We start from the raw sequence: 20,214 nt of genomic DNA, 5'->3' as shown, positions 1-20,214 counted from the left end.
CCGACGGTACGCCGCGCAAGCTGCTCGATGTCAGCAGGCTCGACAAGCTCGGCTGGCGCGCGACGACGTCGCTTCGGAACGGCCTGAAGCGCGCCTACGAGGCGTATCAGGCGACCGCGCTGATTCCGGCGCAATCCTAGGAACCATCACCGCGAGCACGAGTTGGCCGCTCGGGTAGGGCGACATGCCACACGAGGCTCTCAGTGCAGGATATCGTGCGCGTACGCTCGACCGCGCAAATAGCCGGCCATCCCATTCATCCGATGCTGGTACCGATCCCGATCGCGTGCTTCATCGGCGCGCTGGTGACCGACATCACCTATCTCGTCTCCGCCGAGATCATGTGGGCTGATTTCTCGGCCTGGCTTCTGGTCGTCGGCGTCGTCTTTGGCGTGTTGGCGGCGATCGCCGGCCTGACGGATTTCCTCGGAAACAGGCTGGTGCGCGCGCAGGCGCCGGCCTGGCCGCATCTGATCGGCAACGTCGTGGCGATGATCCTCGCGATCGTCAACGCGCTCGTTCACACGCGTGATGCCTGGACCTCGGTGTGGCCGTGGGGGCTCGTTCTTTCGGTGCTCACCGTGCTGATCCTGCCCGTGACCGGCTGGCTCGGCTGGGCCTTGGTGTACCGTCACGGGGTGGGAGTTGCGCGATGACATCCCTCCTTGCGCGCACCCTGTTATGTGCTTTGCTCCTCGGCCTTCTCGCCGGCTGCAATGACGGCAGCGGGGATCCCAAGGCGCAGATCGGCGCCAACCCGGCGCTGCCCGACATCCAGCAATATCTGCTGCCGCCGATGCACATCGCCCGCATCGTCGGCTGGAAAAAGGACGAGACGCCGACGGTTGCGCAGGGTTTGCAGGCCAAAGCCTTCGCGACCGGCTTGCAGCATCCGCGTTTTCTCTACGTGTTGCCCAATGGCGACGTGCTGGTGGTGGAGTCCAAGGCGCCGAAGGCCGCCGCGATCAAGCGGCCCAAGGAGATCGTGATGGGCTACATCGAGTCCTGGGCGACCTCCGGCGGCGACACCGGCGAGAGCAACCGCATCACGCTGTTGCGCGATACCAACGGCGACGGGGTGCCGGACACCCAAAGCGTCTTCCTCGATCATCTCAACTCGCCATTCGGCGTAGCGCTCGTCGGCAACGATTTCTATGTCGCCAACACCGATGCGATTGTGAAATATCCCTACAGCGAGGGCGACACCAAAATCACCGCGCCGGGCACGGTGCTGACGCCGCTGCCGGGCGGACCGATCGACCACCACTGGACCAAGAGCCTCGTCGCAAGCCCGGATGGTTCAAAGCTCTATGTCGGCGTCGGCTCCAACAGCAACATCACCGAGAACGGGATGGAGGCCGAACACAATCGTGCCGATATCCTCGAGGTCGATCGCGCCAGCGGCCGCCGGCGGATCTTTGCGAGCGGCCTGCGTAACCCGAACGGCCTGAGCTTCGAGCCGCAGAGCGGCGCGCTGTGGACTGAAGTGAACGAACGCGACGAACTCGGTCCCGATCTCGTGCCGGATTACATGACGTCGGTGAAGGATGGCGCCTTCTATGGCTGGCCCTACAGCTACTACGGCCAGCACGTCGATCCCCGCGTCAAGCCGCAGCGGCCGGACCTCGTGGAAAAAGCGATCGTGCCCGATTATGCGTTGAGCTCGCATGTCGCGCCGCTCGGGCTTGCCTTCTCCACCGGCAGCAGCCTGCCGGACGCATACCGCGGCGGCGCCTTCGTCGGCGAGCACGGCAGTTGGAACAGGCAAGTGCTGAACGGCTACAAGGTCGTCTACGTGCCGTTCAAGGACGGCAAACCGAGCGGCCCGGCACAGGACGTCGTCACCGGCTTCCTCAACAACGACAACCAGGCGCGCGGCCGCCCCGTCGGGGTCGCGATCGACAAATCGGGCGCGCTGTTGGTCGCCGACGACAGCGGCAACACGGTGTGGCGCGTGACGGCAGCGCATCCGCAAGTGACGCAGCGATAGGAGAGGGATGATGGGCCTTGCCCAATACGCGATCGTACCGGTCCAGGACGAATGGGGCGTGCTGCACGACGGCAGCATCAACGGCAAATATGCCACCAAGGAATCGGCATTTGAATCGGCGGTCGTCGCCGCGTCGCTGGCGCTGCGCCAGGGACATGAGGTGCATGTCAGCGTGCCCGGCCGCGAAGCGGGCGAGAACGCGCTCGGCAGCTAGCAGCCTCAGACGATCAGCCGGCCACGCCGCTTGGCAATTCCGATCGTCACTTCGGCGCCCGCGTTGAAGTCGAGGCGGTCGGCTTCGACGCCGTCGCTGAAGATGACGCCGTTTTCCGCCATCAGCGAGCGGATGCGCAATTGCTCCTCGATTGCTAGGCGGCCACAGACGAGATTGGTCTGCGAGTGGCGGCTCGGGAAGGGTTCGCGGACGGCAAAGCGCAACTCGGGGGCATCCCAGGGCAGGGCATCGTAACCGTTGAGCGGCGGGGGCTGGCCAAAGCTGCCGGCAATCGCAAGCGAACCGGTGACGATGCTCTTGAGCCAGGCGGTCGATCCCAGCCCTGTCGCGACGATCAGGCCGCTCGAGGACTGTCGCTCCGTTGTCCCGCCGGCCGTGATCTCGTAGATCGCGGAGACATGCGTGCGGGCCCCGATGAAAAGATCGTTCACGGCATGGAGCACCTGGCCGTCGCTGAGCCGCGCCTCCGCCATCGTCACGGCCTGGCTGTTGCGCTTGTTGGTCGCGACTTCCGGCAGCAGTTTCGCGAGGTCGCGCGGCGCGAAGGGCAGGAGGATGCCGTCATAGCGTGCGGAATCCGGATTGAGCCCGATCAGCGGGTGATCGTCGAGATACTTCATCGTATTGGCGACGACGCCGTCCTGCCCGAGCGCGACCACGATGTCATCGGGTGCGAAGATGAAGTTGGGCAGGAAGCCGCGCTCGATCACCTGATAGCGCCCCCATTGCTCCAGCACCTGAAGCGTCGCGTGCCGCTGCTCATGGTAGACCTCGTGCTCTCGCTCGTAGTCGGAGAAGTCGGCGCCGAGATGCTCGACATAGAAGCGCGCCTGCGCCGCCGTCAGGTAACGCGCGACCAGGTCTTCTAACCTAGTCTTGCGCGTCACCAGCACGATCTTGCGCTCACTGGCGGCGGGCATTGGCGGCCTCCGGCTTCGGGTTCTCCATGAGCTGGCTGAGCAAGTCAGGCGAGACGTTGAGCTGGCCGATCTTCTCGGCCTTCTCGGCGATGCCGGAGAAAGCCTGCGCGATCAATTGGCCCGGCTGCATGCCGGCTGCGGCGAGCGCCTGGATCACGCGGGTGTCGACACCCTCGAAGATCTTCATCAGCGCGCCGACGCGATAGGCCTCGGCATCCGCCAGCGTTCGGGTGTTCTCGGCGTTGAGGCCGACGAAATCCTTGCGCTTGCCTTCCAGCACGATGTCCGCGGCCATGCCGGCCTGGCGCAGCTCGTTGCGTTTGGCGGCAACGCTCGCCTCGGCATCCATCTGGGTCTCGCGGATCGAGCGCTTCTTCTGCTCGACCGCGATCTCGGTGTCGAGTTCGCTCTCGCGGATGGCGCGCTCCTGCTCGACGGCGAAATTGCGCCGCGCGAAGATCGCTTCGTCCGCGTTTTTCAGAATCGCTTCGCGGGCCTGCGCTTCCAGCGCCTTGGCGGTATCAGGCGTCGGCTTGATGCCGCGGATCGACACGCCCAGGATTTCGAGGCCGAGGGCTTCGATGTCGGCGCGCCCCCGCAAACCGCCTGCGATGATGTCGGCGATCCGATCTGACGCCTGCAGCGCGTCCTTCAGCGTCAGCTCCTTGATCGCCTGCAGCGCGAGCACCTCGACGGTGCCGAGAATACGCTCCGGCAGCTTCTCCGGATCGTCGGTCTCATAGGTCTTGCCGTCGGATTTCAGGGTGAAGTTCAGCATCGAGGCGGCCTTCTTCGGCTCGCTGACGCGATAGGTGACGTGGCCCTGCACGGTCAGGGTCTGAAAGTCGCGCGCGATCAATGCGAAGATGAAGGAAGCGTCGCGGCTGCCGACGGGCACGGCGACGAGCGTGGTCACCGGCGCGTAGTAGAATGCGGAGAGGCCGGTGCCTTCGGCGACAACAGCGCCGGCGCGGTACTTCATCAGATAGGTGGTGGGTTGGGCCTTGATAAATCGGATGCCGAACATGGCTTGCCTCCTGTGGCTATAAGTGTGTCTGAGCAACTAAGTAAGTTGGACTGTACAACTAACTATGCTACTGTCAAGGCCGAACAGGGGAGGTTGCCTATGGCTGGTCGCGATCGGGGCGAAGTCTCTGGAAAGTCAGGGCAATTGGATTTCCCGCGGCCGTTGACCACGGTCGACGTTGTCATCTTTACGATTCTCCACGACAGGCTTCAGGTGCTGCTGGTGCAGCGCCCGGCCGGCGAAGGAGAGGCGTATCCGCACGCCCTGGCGCTGCCGGGCGGCTTCGTCGATGTCGCGAAGGACCGCGATCTCGCCGCCTGTGCCGCCCGCAAGCTGAAGGAGAAGACGGGGGTCCCGAGCCCTTATCTGGAGCAACTCGGAAGCTGGGGAAGTGCGACGCGCGATCCGCGCGGTTGGTCGGCGACGCATGCCTATTTCGCGCTGATCGCGGCCGACGCAAGCGTGCTCACACCCGATGCGCGTTGGCACCCGATCGTCAGTGGCCGGCTCAAGGACAAGCTCGCCTTCGATCACGGCGACATCCTGGCAAGCGCAATCCAGCGCCTGCGCAACAAGGTGGAATACACCTCGCTGCCCGCTTTTCTGATGCCTGCGGAATTCACGCTTCCTGATCTGCAGCGGGTTTACGAGATCGTGCTCGATCGTCCGCTTGAGAAGAGCGCCTTCCGCACCCGCATCCTGTCTGCCGACATGATCGAGCCGGTGGCAAAGATGCGGCGCGGCCCGAACCGCCCGGCGCAGCTTTATCGCCTCGGAAAGGGCAGGGAGCCCGTCTATTTCGTGCGAACGTTCAATCCGCCGGAATAGTTTTCGAGGCTGTCAGCGACTACGACCGCCGTCCGGCCGTTTTGTCCTGATAACATCATGTTAGGTTTATCGCATAACTGGGTAATTGTGTTAGCCCGGCGAAAGCCTATTGTCGCGTCAATCAAGCACCTATCGGCAGTGACGAACGCTTGCGGGAAGCCCGCACAGCGCGCGGAGAGTGCTGCCCAGTTTTTCCAAGAAGCCCGTCCACGGGACACCAGCAAACCCATTTGGAGGACTCTCAGGATGACCGGAATCCATCAGGTGAGCCAGTCGAGGAAGGCCGCTGCGAGCGGCTGGATCGGGTCGGCTCTCGAATATTATGACTTCTTCATCTACGCGACCGCGGCGTCGCTGATCTTCCCGCAGATCTTCTTCCCATCGGACAATCCCACGGTCGCCATCGTCGCATCGCTGGCGACCTATGGCGTCGGCTATGTGGCCCGGCCGATCGGCGCCTTCGTCCTCGGACATTGGGGCGACACCCATGGCCGCAAGACCGTGCTCATCGTCTGCATGTTCCTGATGGGCATCTCGACCATGGCGGTGGGGATCCTGCCGACTTATCAGCAGGTCGGCATCCTCGCGCCGATTTTGCTGGTCATCCTTCGCCTGATCCAGGGCTTTGCCGTTGCCGGCGAAATCTCCGGCGCAAGCTCGATGATTTTGGAGCACGCGCCGTTCGGTCGGCGCGGCTTCTATGCAAGCTTCGCCCTTCAGGGCGTGCAGGCCGGCCAAATTCTGGCCGCAGCCGTCTTCCTGCCGCTGGCGGCCTATATGCCGACGGAGGCCTTCAACAGCTGGGGCTGGCGGATTCCCTTCCTGCTGAGCTTCTTCGTCATCGTTGCCGGCTACATCATTCGTCGCGAAGTCGATGAAACCCCTGCCTTTGCCAGGGAGGGCGAGCGGGGAGAAACGCCGCGGGCGCCCATTGTTCAGGCCATCAAGCTGAGCTGGCCCGACATGCTCCGGGTGATCTGCATGGCTTTGATGAACGTCATCCCCGTCGTTGCGACGATCTTTGGCGCGGCCTATGCGGTCCAGCCGGCTTACGGAATCGGGTTTGCCAAGGACGTCTATCTGTGGATCCCGGTTATCGGAAACATGGTGGCCGTGTTCGTGATTCCATTCGTCGGCAATCTCTCCGACAAGATCGGTCGCAAGCCTCCGATCATCGTGGGCGCGCTGCTCTCCGGCTTGCTCGCCTTCCTCTATCTCTATGCCATCTCCATCAAGAACGTGCCGCTGGCGATTCTGGTCTCGCTCTTGATGTGGGGCGTCGTCTATCAGGGTTACAACGCGATCTTTCCGAGCTTCTATCCGGAGCTGTTTCCGACGCGCACGCGCGTCTCGGCGATGGCCATCTCGCAGAACATCGGAACGACCATCACTGCGTTGCTTCCGGCCTTGTTTGCGACGGTGGCCCCTCCGGGCTCGGCCAACATTCCGTTGACGGTGGGGACGATTGCCTTCGGCATCACCGTCATCGCCGCGATGGCGGCCGTCACGGCCCGGGAAACCTATCGGGTCCATATCGACGATCTCGGCAATCCCACGGCCGTTCCGATGGCGCGGGCCGACTACGAACGGCAGCGCGCGGAAGCGGCGAGCGGCGCGGCCGCAATTCCGACCTGAATGCCAATGTGAGGAGCCTGGCCGCTGCGATCGATGGTTTGCAGCGGCAGGGCTTCGTGCTTACGTGACTGCCTGTCCGAACTCTGTGCGCGCGAGCGCGATCATTATGAGGTTGCAGAATGAACCCCGTCGTCGTTGCCGTCGCCATCACCGGTTCTGTTCCGCGCAAGAAGGACAATCCCGCGGTGCCGATCGTGCCGGCCGAGCAGATCGAGTCGACGCACCAGGCCTTCGAGGCCGGCGCCACGCTTGCGCATATCCATGTTCGCAACGATGACGAGACGCCATCCTCCGACCCGGAACGTTTTGCCCTGGTGCAGGAAGGCATCCGGAAGCACTGCCCCGGGATGATCGTGCAGTTCTCGACCGGCGGGCGCGGCCGCGATCCGTCGGCACGCGGATCATCGCTCTATCTGAAGCCGGACATGGCCTCGCTGTCGACGGGGTCGGTGAATTTTCCGACCATTGTCTATGAGAACAGCGCCGCTCTGGTTGAGACTCTCGCGACCGGCATGAAGACAAATGGCATTCGTCCGGAAATCGAAATCTTCGATCTGTCGCATCTGCATGGCGCGCGACGCCTGATCGAGGCGGGGCTGACCGACCCGCGTCCGCACGTGCAATTCGTCATGGGCGTCAAGAACGCGATGCCGGCGGACGAGCATGTGCTCGACATCCTGCTGGCTGAACTCCGGCGCTTGATCCCGAAGGCGACATGGACCGCGGCCGGGATCGGACGCCATCAAGCAGAGGTCATGGACTGGGCCCTGGCGCGCGGCGCAGATGCGGTTCGCACCGGGCTCGAAGACAATATCAGGGTCGACAAGACGCGCCTCGCCGCCAGCAACGCGGAGCTCGTGAGCATCGCCTGCGAGGCCGTCGCGCGCCACGGCCGGCGCGTGGCGAATGCGGCTGAGGCGCGATCCTTGCTCGGGATCGCGGGCTAGGGGCGACCGTCCCGCAGCTGACACCTGCCTGACATGCTTCCGGCTGCCTTCTGCCATTCGGCGGTCAGCGTTCCCGTGTGCTGAGTCTCCGGATAAAACGGGGCGCACAGGCGTGATCGGCGCCTGCCGGGGCAGGCGACGACTGGAATGCGGTTCTTGAAATCTGACAGCAGGCTCATCGGGGTCCTGCTGGTGCTTGCAATCACCCAACTCATTGGATGGGGTACGATCGGCCTTCCGGCCGTGGTTGGTCGCGACCTCGGGGCCGATCTCGGCATGAGCCTCCCGGCGGTGTTCGCGGGAAGCTCGGTCCTTTATGTCACCATGGGCCTGTGCGCGCCCTGGCTCGCCAAGGCCTTTGCGCGGCACGGCGCGCGCAGGGTGATGATGGTAGGCACCGTCGTCTCCGTGCCCGGCTATATTGTCCTGTTTTTCGCGCGCGAGCCGCTGCTCTATTTCGCCGGCTGGGTCATTCTCGGCATGGGCGGCAGCGCCACGCTGTCGACCGGCGCCTATATCATGCTCAACGAGGTGGCCGGACGGGGCGCCAAGAATGCCATCGGCGGGCTGATGCTGGTGACGGGACTTTCCAGCAGTATCTTCTGGCCCACGACGTCGTTCCTGAGCGACTGGCTCGGATGGCGCGGGACTTGTCTTGTCTATGCGGCGATGATGCTCGCAATCAACCTTCCGCTCCTTGCGTTTGTCGCACCGCGCCGGAGAATTGCGAATGAGGATCGTGGCAAGGCCGTCAAGGCCGCGCCGTCGCCGGCAATTCCAAGAAGCACCTTCGGTCTCGTCGTCGGCGTGATCACGATGAACGCCTTCGTCAATTTCGGCATCGGCGCCATTCTGATCGAACTGTTGCGGGCGGAGGGCCTTGCGCCGGCGCAGGCCCTTGCGTTCGGCTCGATGCTGGGCGTGATCCAGGTCAGCGCGCGCGGCCTCGACTTTCTCGGCGGCGGGAGATGGGACGGCATCACCACCGGGCTGGTCGCCGGCACCGCGCTTCCCGTCGCCATGGTGCTGCTGATGCTGAGCGAGGGCGCGACCTGGGCGGTCGCGATCTTTATTCTCCTCTATGGCGCCGGCAGTGGCGCGATGGCGGTGGCGCGAGCGACGATCCCGCTGGTGTTCTACGACCAGGCCGAATTCGCCAAGGCGATGTCGATGATCGCGTTACCGCTCAATCTGGCCTCCGCGATCTCGCCGCCGCTGCTCGCCGGCCTGCTCACGCAGTTCGGCAGCCGCGGCGCACTTGGCCTCACGCTGGTCTTCTCCTGCGCGACCGTGCTGATCCTGGTCCTGCTTGGCCGGCGTCGTCCGCAATTGGCTGCGGCAGCCGGGACCTGAGATCGACCGGGCGATATTCGCAACGCGGAATTGGGCGTCGCGGGCCATCTCTGCTGCGGAGCGAGGGATGGCCGTATGCCGAACGCGCAGTGCTCGGGACCGCAAAATGGTGTATCGGCAGTGAGCGCGGTCCGCGATCTCGCCGCCGCGCCAAGATCAGCTTTAAGATCCAGTTCCCCGGAGGAAATCGACATGTCGGCCCTGCCGCTCTCAGGCATCAAGATCCTTGACCTCACGCGTGTGCTCGCCGGGCCCTTGTCGGCCCAGATGCTGGGCGATCTCGGTGCCGAGGTGATCAAGATCGAGCGGCCTGGCACCGGCGACGACGCGCGCGCCTTCGGTCCGCCTTACCTGACCGATCCCGAAGGCAAGGCGAACAACAACAATTCGTTCTATCTCTGCGCCAACCGCAACAAGAAGTCGGTCACGGTCAACATCGCCAAGCCCGAGGGGCAGGCGATCATCCGCGAGCTTGCGAAAGACGTCGACGTCTTCATGGAGAACTACAAGGTCGGCGATCTCAAGCGCTACGGCCTCGACTATGAGACGATCAAGGCGATCAATCCCAGGATCATTTATTGCTCGGTGACCGGCTTCGGCCAGACCGGTCCCTACGCGCCGCGCGCCGGCTATGACGCGATCCTGCAGGCAATGGGCGGCCTGATGAGCGTCACCGGCCATATCGACGGCGAGCCCGGCGAGGGCCCGATGAAGGTCGGCCCGTCGATCGTCGATTACATGACCGGCATGAACACCTCGATCGGGCTGCTCTCGGCGCTGTATCACCGCGACGTCAATGGCGGGCAGGGACAGCACATCGACGTCTGCCTGTTCGACACCGTCATCGCCTCGCTGTCGCACTGGCTGCAGATCTACCTCGTCAACGGCAAGACGCCGCCGCGCCGCGGCACCTGGGGCAATGGCGGCATGCCGGCGGGCGTGTTCCGCTGCACCGACGGCGAGCTGATGCTGGTGGTCGGCAATGACGGCCAGTTCCGGAAGACCTGTGCCGTGCTCGGCGAGCCGGAGCTCGCGAATGACCCGCGCTTCGTCAAGAACAACGACCGTGTCGTGCACGGCAAGGAGATCATGGCGATCTTCGCCGGCCTGTTCCTGAAGCAGCCGGTGGCCTACTGGCTGGACAAGCTGGAGGAGGCCGGCGTGCCCTCGGGTCCGATCAACAATTTCGAGCAGGTGTTTTCCGATCCGCACGTGCAGTCGCGCGGCATGCGGGTGAAGGTCGACCATCCCTTCGAGCCCGACCTGTCGCTGATCCGAAACGCGCTGACTTTCTCGGAGACCCCGATCAAGAATTACCGCGCACCGCCGTTGCTCGGCGAGCACAACCAGGAAATTCTCGGCGGCAAGCTCGGCTATGATGCCGGGAAGATCGAGGAGCTGAAGAAGCAGGGCATCATCTAGAAACTGTAACTCCAACGCCTGTTTCGCGCGGGCATAGCGGGGGTCGATATGTCCAGAAAGTTTGCAGCGATCTCGTTTGTCGCCGGGTTCTTAGCTCTCGCGGCGGCCGGCACGGTGCAAGCTGCGACAGTCGTGGCGCTTGGCGCCAGCAACACCTACGGCAAGGGTGTGGCGCGCAACCAAGCCTATCCCGCCCAGCTCGAGGCTCTCCTGCGCGCGCGGGGCCTCAAGGTTCATGTCGTCAATGCCGGGATCAATGGCGATACCACCGGCGGGATGCTGGCGCGGCTGGATCAGGTGGTGCCGAAAGGAACCAGCGTCGTCATTCTTCAGCCCGGCGGCAATGACAGGCGCAAGCACGCGTCCGATAACACGCCCGTCATCCAGAGCCGGTTGAGCGAGAAGGGCGTCAAGGTCGTCATGCTGCCGAACAGCATGCTGCATGGGCTGCCACACCAGCCCGACGGGCAGCATCTCACGCCTGAAGGCTATCATCTGCTCGCCGAGGGCCTCGTCGGCCAGGTTGCTGCGGCGCTGGGCAGATAGCGGTACGAACAACCCAGGGGCGGAGTACGATCGGTGACATCAGCCAAAACCATCATCACCTGCGCGATCACGGGCAATCTCACGAAGCCCGTGCGCGCGATGCTGGGGCTGGCGTAGAGCCGAGACGGCGTCAATCAATTCGTGACGGAAGCAAGACCATCGTGCGGCCTTGCCCGGGACTTGCGCGCAATCCCCAGATAAACCCGGTCCGTACTCACACAGGCTTCCGCTCCGCTCGCGACTCTGATTCCATCTCTCCCACTGGGTACGGGAGGGAAGTGCATGTCCTACACGATCGGGTTCCAGGCGAAAGACCAGAAGGCAATTCTGGCGACCGAGGCAGCCACGGCCAACCAGGCTGTCGCCATCATTGCCGCGTTGCGGCAAAGCGCCGAAGAGATCAAGTTCATCCGCTCGCCGCAGGAAGGCGACATGGGCATCGAGATGCTGCTGCTGCTCGCCAAGGAAGAGGCCGAGGAGATGCCGCAGCGGGTCTAGCCCCGCTCGGGGCGATTACACTTCGATCAGAAGCGAAGCATGCCGGCTGCATTGCAATGTAGTCAGGCGCCAGTCTCGCTCGTACCGAAGGTGGTCGCCTATGAAACGCGAAGCGCTCCGCGTCGAACCGATCTCGACATTCCTCGATCGCGTGAAGGCGCCGACCTCGCCGGTCACGCGATCCGGCAGCATGATCTTCGTCTCCGGGCTGCCGCCGTTCGACCCGGAGACGGGCGAGCTTGCGGAGATGCCGATCGAGCAGCAGAGCGAGATCATCATGGAGCAGATGAAGCTCTGCCTGGAGACGGCTGGCGCATCGCTCGACAACGTCATGAAGTGCAACGTCTACTGCACCTCGACCAGGCATTTCGCCGCGTTCAACGCGGTCTATGCCCGCTACTTCCCGGTCGACCCGCCAGCGCGGATCTTCGTCTGCACGCCGGAATGGTTCGGGCCCTTCGACGTCGAGATCGATTGCATCGCGATGATGTGAGGGCTAGCGCGCCAGCGCGCGCGCCGGTGCCTTCGCTCCTCCGCCCGCCGTCAACGCCATCGTCGCGACGCTGACCACGCGCGCGACCACGTCCTCGACGTCGTCGAGATCGCATTGGCCTTCCGACAGTTTTGTCAGGCGCTCGCTTTCGCGGATGGTGTGGTGCGCCATTGCGAGCGCAAAGTTCAGACCCCAATAGATATCGACGTCATGGCGGTCGGGCAGGGACCTGCGCATCGCGCCGGCGAATTTCCGCAAATGATCGATCTCGCGGTTCTTGATGCGCCGGATCGGCGGCACGGACTCGATCGACGCGCGGATCATGAAGCGCGCCGCGGTGGAGCGCTGGTTCTCCGGCCCCAGGCAGCCGCGCAAGGTCGGACCAACCAGCGCGCGCAGGATCACCTCGATCGTCGCGCGGCCGCCGCCCGCTTCCTCGGCTGCCTTCAGCTCACGCAAACGCTCGCGGTTGGTCGCGATCGAGCGGGTGACGAACAGTTCCGCGATCAGCTCGTCCTTCGAGCCGAAATGATAGTTCACCGCCGCCAGATTGACATTCGCCTCCGCGACGATGTCGCGCAGCGTCACGTCGCCAAAGCCGCGATCGGCATAGAGCCGTTCGGCGGCGGCGAGAATGGCAGACCTCGTATGATCGCTGGCCATGGATCCCCTCACGGGTGGGGAGTTGCAATTCAAACACTTGTATGAAACTATCGTTTGAAGGCCGGAGAAAGTCAATCCGCATCATGGAATTGCGCCGCTGATAGAGGCGGCGCCGGTTCCGCCGCTTGCAAGGCGCCGAATGGCGCTTGCGGGCCGTGCATTGCGGGAGGACAGTCCGGCGCAAAACAGTTTCGCAAAGAGAGACCGAGGAGCGTCCCATGGATTTCGATCTGTCGCCCAAGCAGAAGGAATGGCTCGACCGCGTGCAGTCCTTCATGGCCAAGCATGTGCGTCCGGCGGTGCCTGTTTATAACGAGCAGGATCACAGCGGTGAGCGCTGGAAGGTGATCCCCGTCCTCGAAGACCTCAAGAAGAAGGCGAAGGCCGAAGGTCTCTGGAACATGTTCATGCCGCCGAGCGAGCATGAGGACGACGAATTCCGCGGCGCGGGATTGAGCAATCTCGAATATGCGCTGCTGTCGGAAGAGATGGGCCGCATCACCTGGGCCTCGGAAGTGTTCAACTGCTCCGCCCCCGACACCGGCAACATGGAAGTCTTCATCCGCTACGGCTCCAAGGAGCAGAAGCGCAAATGGCTGCGTCCGCTGATGGACGGCGAGATCCGCTCCGCCTTCCTGATGACCGAACCGGCGGTGGCTTCGTCCGATGCCACCAACATCGAGACCCGCATCGAGAAGGACGGCGATCATTACGTCATCAACGGCCGCAAATGGTGGTCGTCAGGCGTCGGCGATCCCCGCTGCAAGATCGCGATCCTGATGGGCAAGACCGATTTCAACGCGGCCAAGCATCAGCAGCAGTCGCAGATCCTGGTTCCGCTCGACACGCCAGGCATCAAGGTCGAGAAGATGCTCCCGGTGTTCGGCTTCGACGATGCGCCGCACGGCCACGCCCAGGTGCTGCTCGAGAACGTGCGCGTGCCCAAGGAGAACATTCTGCTCGGCGAAGGCCGCGGCTTCGAGATCGCGCAGGGTCGTCTTGGACCCGGCCGTATTCACCACTGCATGCGCACCATCGGCAAGGCAGAGGAAGCGCTGGAGAAGATGGTGAGGCGGCTCTCCTCGCGCACCGCGTTCGGCAAGAAGATCGTCGAGCACTCTGTGTGGGAGCAGCGCATCGGCGACGCCCGCACCAACATCGAGATGACGCGGTTGCTGTGCCTCAAGGCCGCCGACATGATGGACAAGGTCGGCAACAAGACCGCGCAGGCCGAGATCGCCATGATCAAGGTCGCGGCGCCCAACATGGCGCTGAAGATCATCGACGAGGCGATCCAGTCCTTTGGCGGCGCGGGTGTTTCGGATGAAGCAGGTCTTGCCAAGGACTACGCCCACATCCGCACGCTGCGGCTCGCCGACGGTCCGGACGAGGTGCACAATCGCGCCATTGCAAGGCTCGAAGTTCGGAAGTATGCCAATTCTCCCAAGCATTAAGCGGGGGAGCCCTGCGGCGCTCCTGACTTGAAGAAACGACAGGGCATGATCCAATTGCGGTGACCGCTTGACGCAAGTGCGTCAGCGGTTACCGATTAGGATCATGTTCGGACTGAAGAGGGAGCGTCACCGTGGCTGACGGCGTCAGGAAAGACGAAGAGTTCTCGGGCACCAAGCCGGTCGAGGAGCGTCATCGCATCGACGAGCTCAGGCTCGAGGCCTGGCTGCGCGACAACGTCGAAGGCTATGAGGGCCCGCTGGTCGTTCTCCAGTTCAAGGGCGGCCAGTCAAATCCGACCTACCGGCTCAACACGCCGAACCGTTCCTACGTGATGCGCAGGAAGCCGTTCGGCAAGTTGCTGCCCTCGGCACATGCGGTCGATCGCGAATACCGCGTCATTGCGGCCCTCGGAAAGCAGGGTTTTCCGGTCGCACATGCCTATGCGCTGTGCCAGGACGACAGCATCATCGGTTCGGCCTTCTACATCATGTCGATGGAAGACGGCCGCGTGTTCTGGGATCCGACGCTGCCGAGCCAGGACAACGATGCGCGCCGCAAGATCTTCACCAGCAAGATCGAGACGCTGGCCAAGCTCCACATGTACGATCCTGTTGCGATCGGCCTCGGCGAGTTCGGCAAGCCCGGCAATTATTTCGCGCGTCAGATCGACCGCTGGACCAAGCAATATCGCGCCTCCGAGACGCAGCACATTCCGGAATTCGAGAAGGTCGCCGAATGGTTGCCGAAGACCGTGCCGGAGCAGGCGCGCGTCTCGATCGTTCATGGCGACTACCGCCTCGACAACATGATTTTCCATGCGACGGAACCGCGCGTGCAGGCCGTGCTGGACTGGGAGCTGTCGACGCTCGGCGATCCCATGGCCGATTTCACCTATCTGCTGATGCAGTGGATCATGCCGGGCTTGCACGGCGCCGACCTCAAGGCGCTCAACATCCCGAGCGTGGAAGAGGCGGCGCAGATCTATTGCAACGTCACCAAGATGACGGTGCCTGATCTCAACTGGTACTTCGCCTACAATCTGTTCCGCCTCGCCGGCATCACCCAGGGCATCGCCGGCCGCGTCCGCGACGGCACCGCCGCCAACGCGAAGGCGCTGGAATCCGCCAAGCGCACGGTGCCGCTGTCAAAGACGTCATGGGAATACGCGCAGAAGGCGGGCGCGGTTTAAGAACAACGAAGGCGCGGCCGGTGGTCGCGCTTTTTCCTACGCGCTCGCAGTCGTTGCTTGCGAAGGCGCAGTGTGAATTGCTCCATCGCTTCGCTTCCTGCAATGCGTGCGAGATGCTGCGATCGCACGGAACGGATGTGCTGTACCCGAAGTTGCTGCCGTTCGCCGAACTCGGCTTGTGCGGGAGAAAAGGCGCGCAGGTTGCCGCATTGGCCAACCCAATATTTGTTGTAGCCATCACGGAGAAATACGGAGCCGGAATTTTACGGAGCATAAACGGCACCTTTCTACTTTTTCTCAATGTCCACGTAATCTGGGGGAACGCGGGTGCCAACGATCAGGACGACGTTCATCATTCTCAGCAGCGTTTCCGTGATTGCCGGAATCGCGACGGCTGTTTCGATCATGAAATCGCGCGGCGCATCGGCGGACGAGACGGCGGCCTATGACAACCGCTATCGCTCCTATCTGCTGGCCGACGAGCTTCGCCAGAGCTCCGACGACCTCACCCGTCTCGGTCGGACTTACGTCGTGACGGGCGACGCTTCCTACAAGACGCAATATCTCGATATTCTGAGCATCCGCAACGGCGAGAAGCCGCGGCCGCAGGCCTATCATCGCATCTACTGGGATTTCGTCGCCGGTGGGACGGCGAAGCCGCGCCCGGATGGCGAGACGGTTGCTCTCTCGACGTTGATGAAGCGCCAGGGGTTCACCGACGGCGAATTCAAGCAATTGGAACAGGCCCAGAAGAACTCAGACGGCCTCGTCAATCTCGAAGTCGAAGCAATGAACCTGGTCGAGGGCAAGGACAAGAACGGCAAGCCGCTTGCCGCGCCAGATCGTGCGCGCGCGATCGAGCTGCTGCACTCGAAGACCTATCATCAGTTCAAGTCGCAGATCATGGAGCCGATCGACCGCTTCTTCGTGATGCTGGACGAGCGCACCCAGGCGCAAATCGATGATGCCTCTTCGCGGGCCGCGTTGTGGCAAACCGCTTCGCTCGCCGCGATCGGGCTGCTGGTGATCTCCGTGCTGATGCTCTGCGGCTATATGTATCGCTTCGTCGTCCGCAGCCTGTCGAAAATCGAGAATACGACCAGGGCTCTCGGGGCCGGCGACCTGGAGGTCGCGATCGAGGAGACTGAACGTCACGATGAAATCGGTATCATCGCGCAATCGATGGTCGAATTCCGCGATGGCCTGAAACGTGCCAGAGCGCTCCAGGACGCGGAGGAGGCCGAGAGAGCCACGAAGGATCGTCGCGCCAATCTGCTCGATGGCCTCGTCAAGCGCTTTGAGCAGACCATGCAGCAGATCGTCGGCAGCGTCAGCTCCGCTTCCTCCGAGCTCGAGGCGACCGCGAGCTCGCTGACGAAGACGGCTGACCACACCATGGAGCTGGCGGGCGTTGTGACCGACGCCTCGGAGAACGCTTCGACCAACGTCCAATCAGTAGCATCGGCGACCGACGAACTCACCGCCTCGATCCACGAGATCAGCCGCCAGATGCAGGAATCGACCAGGATCGCGGCCTCGGCCGTCGAGCAGGCGCGCGCAACCGATGACCGCATCAATGCTCTGTCGGATGCCGCGAACCGCATTGGTGACGTGATCAAGCTGATCACCACGATCGCCGAGCAGACCAACCTGCTGGCGCTCAACGCGACCATCGAGGCTGCCCGTGCCGGGGAATCCGGTCGCGGCTTCGCCGTGGTGGCACAGGAGGTCAAGGAACTCGCAGCACAGACCGCCAAGGCGACAGGAGAGATCGGCGGCCAGATCACGTCAATTCAGAGTGCAACCAACGATTCCGTCGTTGCGATCAAGCAGATCGGCGACACCATCGCGCAGATATCGGGCATCGCGACCACGATCGCGGCTGCGGTCGAGCAGCAGGGCGCTGCGACCACGGAGATCGCCCGCAATGTGCAGAAGGCATCCGACGGCACCCGCGAGGTCTCCGGCAGCATCACCCAGGTCAATGCCGGCGCACAGCAAACCGGGGTAGCTTCGTCTCAGGTGCTGACCTCCGCAAAGTCGCTGGCCGCAGAAAGCAGCCGGCTGCAGGCCGAGGTGGCGCAGTTCCTCAACGAGGTACGCGCAGCCTAGCGTCGGCGCCCTTTGAGCGGCTCCCGTAGGGTGGGCAAAAGCGCGTAGCGCTGTGCCCACCATCTGTCAGCGCTCGAAGTGAAAATGGTGGGCACGCTTCGCTTTGCCCACCCCGCGGCACCTTCCATTATCCCTTCGCGCAATGCGCGATCAGCTTCTCCACGAAGCCCGCGCACTTCTCCAGCTCCGCCATCTCCACGAATTCATCCGGCGTATGCGCCTGCGCAATCGATCCGGGGCCGATCACCACCGAAGGGATATCGGCCATGCTGGTGAACAGACTGGCTTCGGTGCCGAAGGCGACCTTGGCATGGTCGTTGCGGCCGGCAAGGCTCTTGGCGAGCGTGACGATGGCGGCGTCGGCCCTGGTATCAAGGGCGGGATAGTCGAGGATCTCCTCGAAATCGATGCCGCAGTCAGGGCTCCGGGCCTTCATCGCCGGCTCCAGCTCGGCCTTGGCCCAGGCGATGATTGCGTCCGTCACCTCCTTGGACTCCGTGATGCCGATACCACGGCATTCGAAATCGACCGTGCAGGTATCGGGCACGATGTTCAGCGCTGCGCCGCCATGCACGATGCTGGTGAGCAGCGTCGAGTGCGGCACGTCGTACAGGCTGTTGCGTTCGGCTTCGCCGGCGAGCTTCACCGCGCGGCGGCGGATCTCGGTAATCATCTCGGCGGCATATTCGATCGCGTTGACGCCATCAGGTGCGATCGAGGAGTGGCGTGCGAGGCCGTGGAACGTCGCGCGCACCCCGTGCTTGCCCTTGTGGCCAATGATGACCTTCATCTCGGTCGGCTCGCCGATGAAGGCGCCGAGCGGTCTCACCTTCTTCTTCGCGACTTCGGCAAGCATCGGCCGCACGCCGACGCAACCGATCTCCTCGTCATACGAGATGGCGAGATGGATCGGCGTCGTCAGCTTCGCCTCCAGCATGTCAGGCACCATGGCGAGGCAGACGGCGACAAAGCCCTTCATGTCAGTGGTGCCGCGTCCATAGAGCTTGCCGTCGCGCTCGAGCAGCTTGAACGGATCGTGGCTCCAGTCCTGGCCCACGACCGGCACCACATCGGTATGGCCTGACAGCACAAGGCCCGGTCGATCCTCGGGGCCGATCGTAACCCAGAGCGCGGCCTTCTGCCCTGATACATCGACAATGCGCTCACCCTTGACGCCGAGGAAGGCAAGATAGCTCTCGATATGGGCGATCAGCGGAAGATTGGTGCGATCGCTGATGGTGTCGAAGGCGACAAGCTCAGCGAGGAGGTTGCGGATACGATCGGCGCGTGAACTCGGGAAGATCGGATTGGGCATTTTCATGTCTTGTCGGAGATTGCGGAGGCTGGGTTGGTGGCATGAACCATACCAACGTGGCGGTCCAGGGCGCAAATCATCAGCGCCTGCTCTTGCCCGCGATTTGTTCCACGGCCGCAAGGTCACGCGGCAAAAGCTGCTTGAACAGGGCGAGCGACCGTCGGCCTTCCGATGGCGGCAGGATGATGGCATGGCGCACCGCGGCGGCGATCAACACCATCGTCAGTTGCGAGAAGGAGGCGAGGGCGGTCGCCGGGACGCCAGGCGCGACCCGCTTCAATGCATCGCCGAGCAGGCCGGCGAGAAAGGCGACATCGTCTTCGTCGATCTTCTGCAGGCTTCGGTCGGCCTGCGTCGCCTGCCAGATATGATGCGCCACGGGGTGTTCGCGGAACATTTGCTCATAGCCGTCGGTGATGCGGCTCAGCGCTGCGTGCAGGTCGGAGAGCTTCTTCATTTCCGCGAGGTCGCGCGCAACGCAGTCGCGACCGATGGCGTTGCAGCGCTCGGCAAGGGTCCCGATCACCGCGCTCTTGTCCGGGAAATATTGATAGAGCGAGCCGAAGGCGATGCCGGTGCGCTCGACGATGTCACTCATCCGGAAGGCGTCGCTGCCTTTTTCCGTCAATATCTCGCTCGCGGCAGCCAGGATGCGATCGAAGCGCTCGCGGCTGCGTTCCTGCGTCGGCACCAGCGGCGTGCGCCGTCCGGTCGCCTGCGTCGCTTTGCCCGCCCTGATCTTCCGTTCCGGCATCCCGATTCCCGCCATCCGTGCTTGACGTCAGAAATAAGAGAGTTTATCGCCTTTATCAAATGCGAGAGTTTATCGTATTTAGCGGAGGTGCGGCATGCGGCAGGTTTTCACGACCGGATTGCTCTGGATTTCGGCCTTGGGCTGCGGCCTGATGGCCGGAGTCTATTTCGCCTTCTCGACCTTCATCATGACCTCGCTTGGCCGGCTCGACCAGGCGGCCGGCATCGTGGCCATGAATGCGATCAATGTCGATATCGTGCGCTCGCTGTTCATGCCGCTGTTTCTCGGTACCACGGTGGCGGGAGTGGCGCTGGTGGTGATGGGCGCGTTGCGCCTCGGCGAGCCCGGGGCGATCAGCATGATTGCCGGCGGTGGCCTCTACGTCATCGGCATGTTCGTGGTCACTGCCGTGTTCAACGTGCCACTGAACGATGCGCTCGCCGCTGTGCAGCCGTCAGCGCCGGAGGCGGGCGCTGTTTGGGCGACGTATCTGAAGGATTGGATGTTCTGGAATCATGTGCGAACTGTTGCGTCGCTTGGAGGCTGTGCGCTCTCCATCGTTGCGCTGACTTCGTAGCCCGGATGGAGCATAGCGAAATCCGGCGCCGCTGTGGCCACGGGCGAGAACCCGGATAGCGTTTCGCCCCATCCGGGCTAGCTAGCTATCTCTTGTGTTGCCCGACGGGCAAAACACCCAACCGTCAGGTCAATCCGCACGCTCGAAAATATTCCACTTTACCGAAATTCGGAAACGACGTATGTGTCGCGCAACCCGGCCCATGGAAGAGGGGCGTATCGCGATCGTCACGACGCGGGCCGGACCGCGGTGGAC

At 63.2% G+C, this 20,214-nt stretch carries 21 protein-coding genes; 16 read left to right on the top strand and 5 right to left on the bottom strand.

The genetic code is table 11. From position 1 onward, the window contains the following. The first annotated feature begins 203 nt into the window (after positions 1-203). Genes JQ631_RS32100 through JQ631_RS32090 form a run of 3 tightly spaced genes read left to right on the top strand, consistent with a single transcriptional unit; the run spans position 204 to position 2,204 of the window. A complete protein-coding gene (locus JQ631_RS32100) occupies positions 204-656 on the top strand; it encodes a DUF2231 domain-containing protein (protein WP_212334111.1) in 453 nt (150 codons plus the stop codon). Beyond that, positions 653-1,990: a PQQ-dependent sugar dehydrogenase gene (locus JQ631_RS32095; RefSeq protein ID WP_212334107.1), complete on the top strand. Its 1,338-nt coding sequence runs from the start codon at positions 653-655 to the stop codon at positions 1,988-1,990. Before JQ631_RS32100 ends, JQ631_RS32095 begins: the two co-directional genes overlap by 4 nt. Before the next feature lie 10 nt (positions 1,991-2,000). Continuing rightward, positions 2,001-2,204 carry a hypothetical protein gene (locus JQ631_RS32090; protein WP_212334117.1) on the top strand — a complete coding sequence of 68 codons (204 nt, stop codon included), beginning with the start codon at positions 2,001-2,003 and terminating at the stop codon, positions 2,202-2,204. 5 nt (positions 2,205-2,209) lie between these two features. Here the strand turns inward: JQ631_RS32090 and JQ631_RS32085 are convergent, their stop codons facing one another. After that, a complete protein-coding gene (locus JQ631_RS32085) occupies positions 2,210-3,145 on the bottom strand; it encodes a diacylglycerol kinase catalytic domain-containing protein (protein WP_212334104.1) in 936 nt (311 codons plus the stop codon). Then, positions 3,129-4,172 carry an SPFH domain-containing protein gene (locus JQ631_RS32080; protein WP_212334101.1) on the bottom strand — a complete coding sequence of 348 codons (1,044 nt, stop codon included), beginning with the start codon at positions 4,170-4,172 and terminating at the stop codon, positions 3,129-3,131. Before JQ631_RS32080 ends, JQ631_RS32085 begins: the two co-directional genes overlap by 17 nt. 99 nt (positions 4,173-4,271) lie before the next feature. Between JQ631_RS32080 and JQ631_RS32075 the strand changes: the two genes are divergently transcribed. The 8 genes from JQ631_RS32075 to JQ631_RS32040 all read left to right on the top strand — a co-directional run bounded on the left by JQ631_RS32075 (position 4,272) and on the right by JQ631_RS32040 (position 11,894). Further along, positions 4,272-5,000 carry an NUDIX hydrolase gene (locus tag JQ631_RS32075; protein WP_212334098.1) on the top strand — a complete coding sequence of 243 codons (729 nt, stop codon included), beginning with the start codon at positions 4,272-4,274 and terminating at the stop codon, positions 4,998-5,000. Positions 5,001-5,246: 246 nt separating this feature from the next. Then, positions 5,247-6,635, top strand: a complete 1,389-nt coding sequence (locus JQ631_RS32070) for an MFS transporter (protein ID WP_212334095.1) — start codon at positions 5,247-5,249, stop codon at positions 6,633-6,635. A 119-nt stretch (positions 6,636-6,754) separates the two neighbouring features. Beyond that, positions 6,755-7,582, top strand: a complete 828-nt coding sequence (locus JQ631_RS32065; protein ID WP_212334091.1) for a 3-oxoadipate:acetyl-CoA acetyltransferase — start codon at positions 6,755-6,757, stop codon at positions 7,580-7,582. Positions 7,583-7,729: 147 nt separating this feature from the next. Next, on the top strand, positions 7,730-8,935 hold the full coding sequence (locus tag JQ631_RS32060; RefSeq protein ID WP_212334088.1) for an MFS transporter: 1,206 nt from the start codon (positions 7,730-7,732) through the stop codon (positions 8,933-8,935). Positions 8,936-9,127: 192 nt separating this feature from the next. Continuing rightward, positions 9,128-10,357 (top strand): CaiB/BaiF CoA transferase family protein, encoded by a 1,230-nt coding sequence (locus JQ631_RS32055; protein ID WP_212334085.1) that lies wholly within the window; start codon positions 9,128-9,130, stop codon positions 10,355-10,357. Positions 10,358-10,405: 48 nt separating this feature from the next. Next, positions 10,406-10,903 (top strand): GDSL-type esterase/lipase family protein, encoded by a 498-nt coding sequence (locus JQ631_RS32050; RefSeq protein ID WP_212334082.1) that lies wholly within the window; start codon positions 10,406-10,408, stop codon positions 10,901-10,903. Positions 10,904-11,185: 282 nt separating this feature from the next. Further along, on the top strand, positions 11,186-11,401 hold the full coding sequence (locus tag JQ631_RS32045) for a hypothetical protein (protein ID WP_212334079.1): 216 nt from the start codon (positions 11,186-11,188) through the stop codon (positions 11,399-11,401). 100 nt (positions 11,402-11,501) lie between these two features. Further along, entirely contained in the window at positions 11,502-11,894 is a 393-nt protein-coding gene (locus JQ631_RS32040) for a RidA family protein (RefSeq protein WP_212334076.1), read from the top strand. A 3-nt stretch (positions 11,895-11,897) separates the two neighbouring features. Here the strand turns inward: JQ631_RS32040 and JQ631_RS32035 are convergent, their stop codons facing one another. Next, positions 11,898-12,557 carry a TetR/AcrR family transcriptional regulator gene (locus tag JQ631_RS32035; RefSeq protein ID WP_212334073.1) on the bottom strand — a complete coding sequence of 220 codons (660 nt, stop codon included), beginning with the start codon at positions 12,555-12,557 and terminating at the stop codon, positions 11,898-11,900. Between the two features lie 218 nt (positions 12,558-12,775). Here JQ631_RS32035 and JQ631_RS32030 point away from each other — a divergent pair, with 218 nt between their 5' ends. The 4 genes from JQ631_RS32030 to JQ631_RS32015 all read left to right on the top strand — a co-directional run bounded on the left by JQ631_RS32030 (position 12,776) and on the right by JQ631_RS32015 (position 17,313). Continuing rightward, positions 12,776-14,011: an acyl-CoA dehydrogenase family protein gene (locus JQ631_RS32030; protein WP_212334071.1), complete on the top strand. Its 1,236-nt coding sequence runs from the start codon at positions 12,776-12,778 to the stop codon at positions 14,009-14,011. A gap of 131 nt (positions 14,012-14,142) precedes the next feature. Beyond that, the gene (locus JQ631_RS32025) at positions 14,143-15,201 is read left to right on the top strand and encodes a phosphotransferase family protein (protein WP_212334068.1); all 1,059 of its coding nucleotides are present in this window, start codon (positions 14,143-14,145) and stop codon (positions 15,199-15,201) included. 20 nt (positions 15,202-15,221) lie between these two features. After that, entirely contained in the window at positions 15,222-15,650 is a 429-nt protein-coding gene (locus JQ631_RS32020; RefSeq protein WP_212334065.1) for a hypothetical protein, read from the top strand. Continuing rightward, positions 15,607-17,313, top strand: coding sequence for a methyl-accepting chemotaxis protein (locus JQ631_RS32015; RefSeq protein WP_249161362.1), 1,707 nt, complete (start codon positions 15,607-15,609; stop codon positions 17,311-17,313). Before JQ631_RS32020 ends, JQ631_RS32015 begins: the two co-directional genes overlap by 44 nt. Before the next feature lie 127 nt (positions 17,314-17,440). On the opposite strand, the gene argE is transcribed toward JQ631_RS32015, so the two are convergent. Together argE and JQ631_RS32005 are read right to left on the bottom strand one after the other, a co-directional pair. Further along, positions 17,441-18,628, bottom strand: a complete 1,188-nt coding sequence (gene argE, locus JQ631_RS32010) for an acetylornithine deacetylase (protein WP_212334062.1) — start codon at positions 18,626-18,628, stop codon at positions 17,441-17,443. A gap of 79 nt (positions 18,629-18,707) precedes the next feature. Next, positions 18,708-19,382 (bottom strand): TetR/AcrR family transcriptional regulator, encoded by a 675-nt coding sequence (locus JQ631_RS32005; RefSeq protein WP_212334059.1) that lies wholly within the window; start codon positions 19,380-19,382, stop codon positions 18,708-18,710. A 94-nt stretch (positions 19,383-19,476) separates the two neighbouring features. Between JQ631_RS32005 and JQ631_RS32000 the strand changes: the two genes are divergently transcribed. Continuing rightward, positions 19,477-19,959, top strand: a complete 483-nt coding sequence (locus tag JQ631_RS32000; protein WP_212334056.1) for an anthrone oxygenase family protein — start codon at positions 19,477-19,479, stop codon at positions 19,957-19,959. Positions 19,960-20,214: the final 255 nt, after the last annotated feature.

This window comes from Bradyrhizobium manausense (genome assembly GCF_018131105.1).
GTDB classification, from domain to species: Bacteria; Pseudomonadota; Alphaproteobacteria; order Rhizobiales; family Xanthobacteraceae; genus Bradyrhizobium; species Bradyrhizobium manausense_B.
Note: the sequence above shows the minus strand (reverse complement) of the source record. Positions and strands in the feature narration are given on the sequence as shown.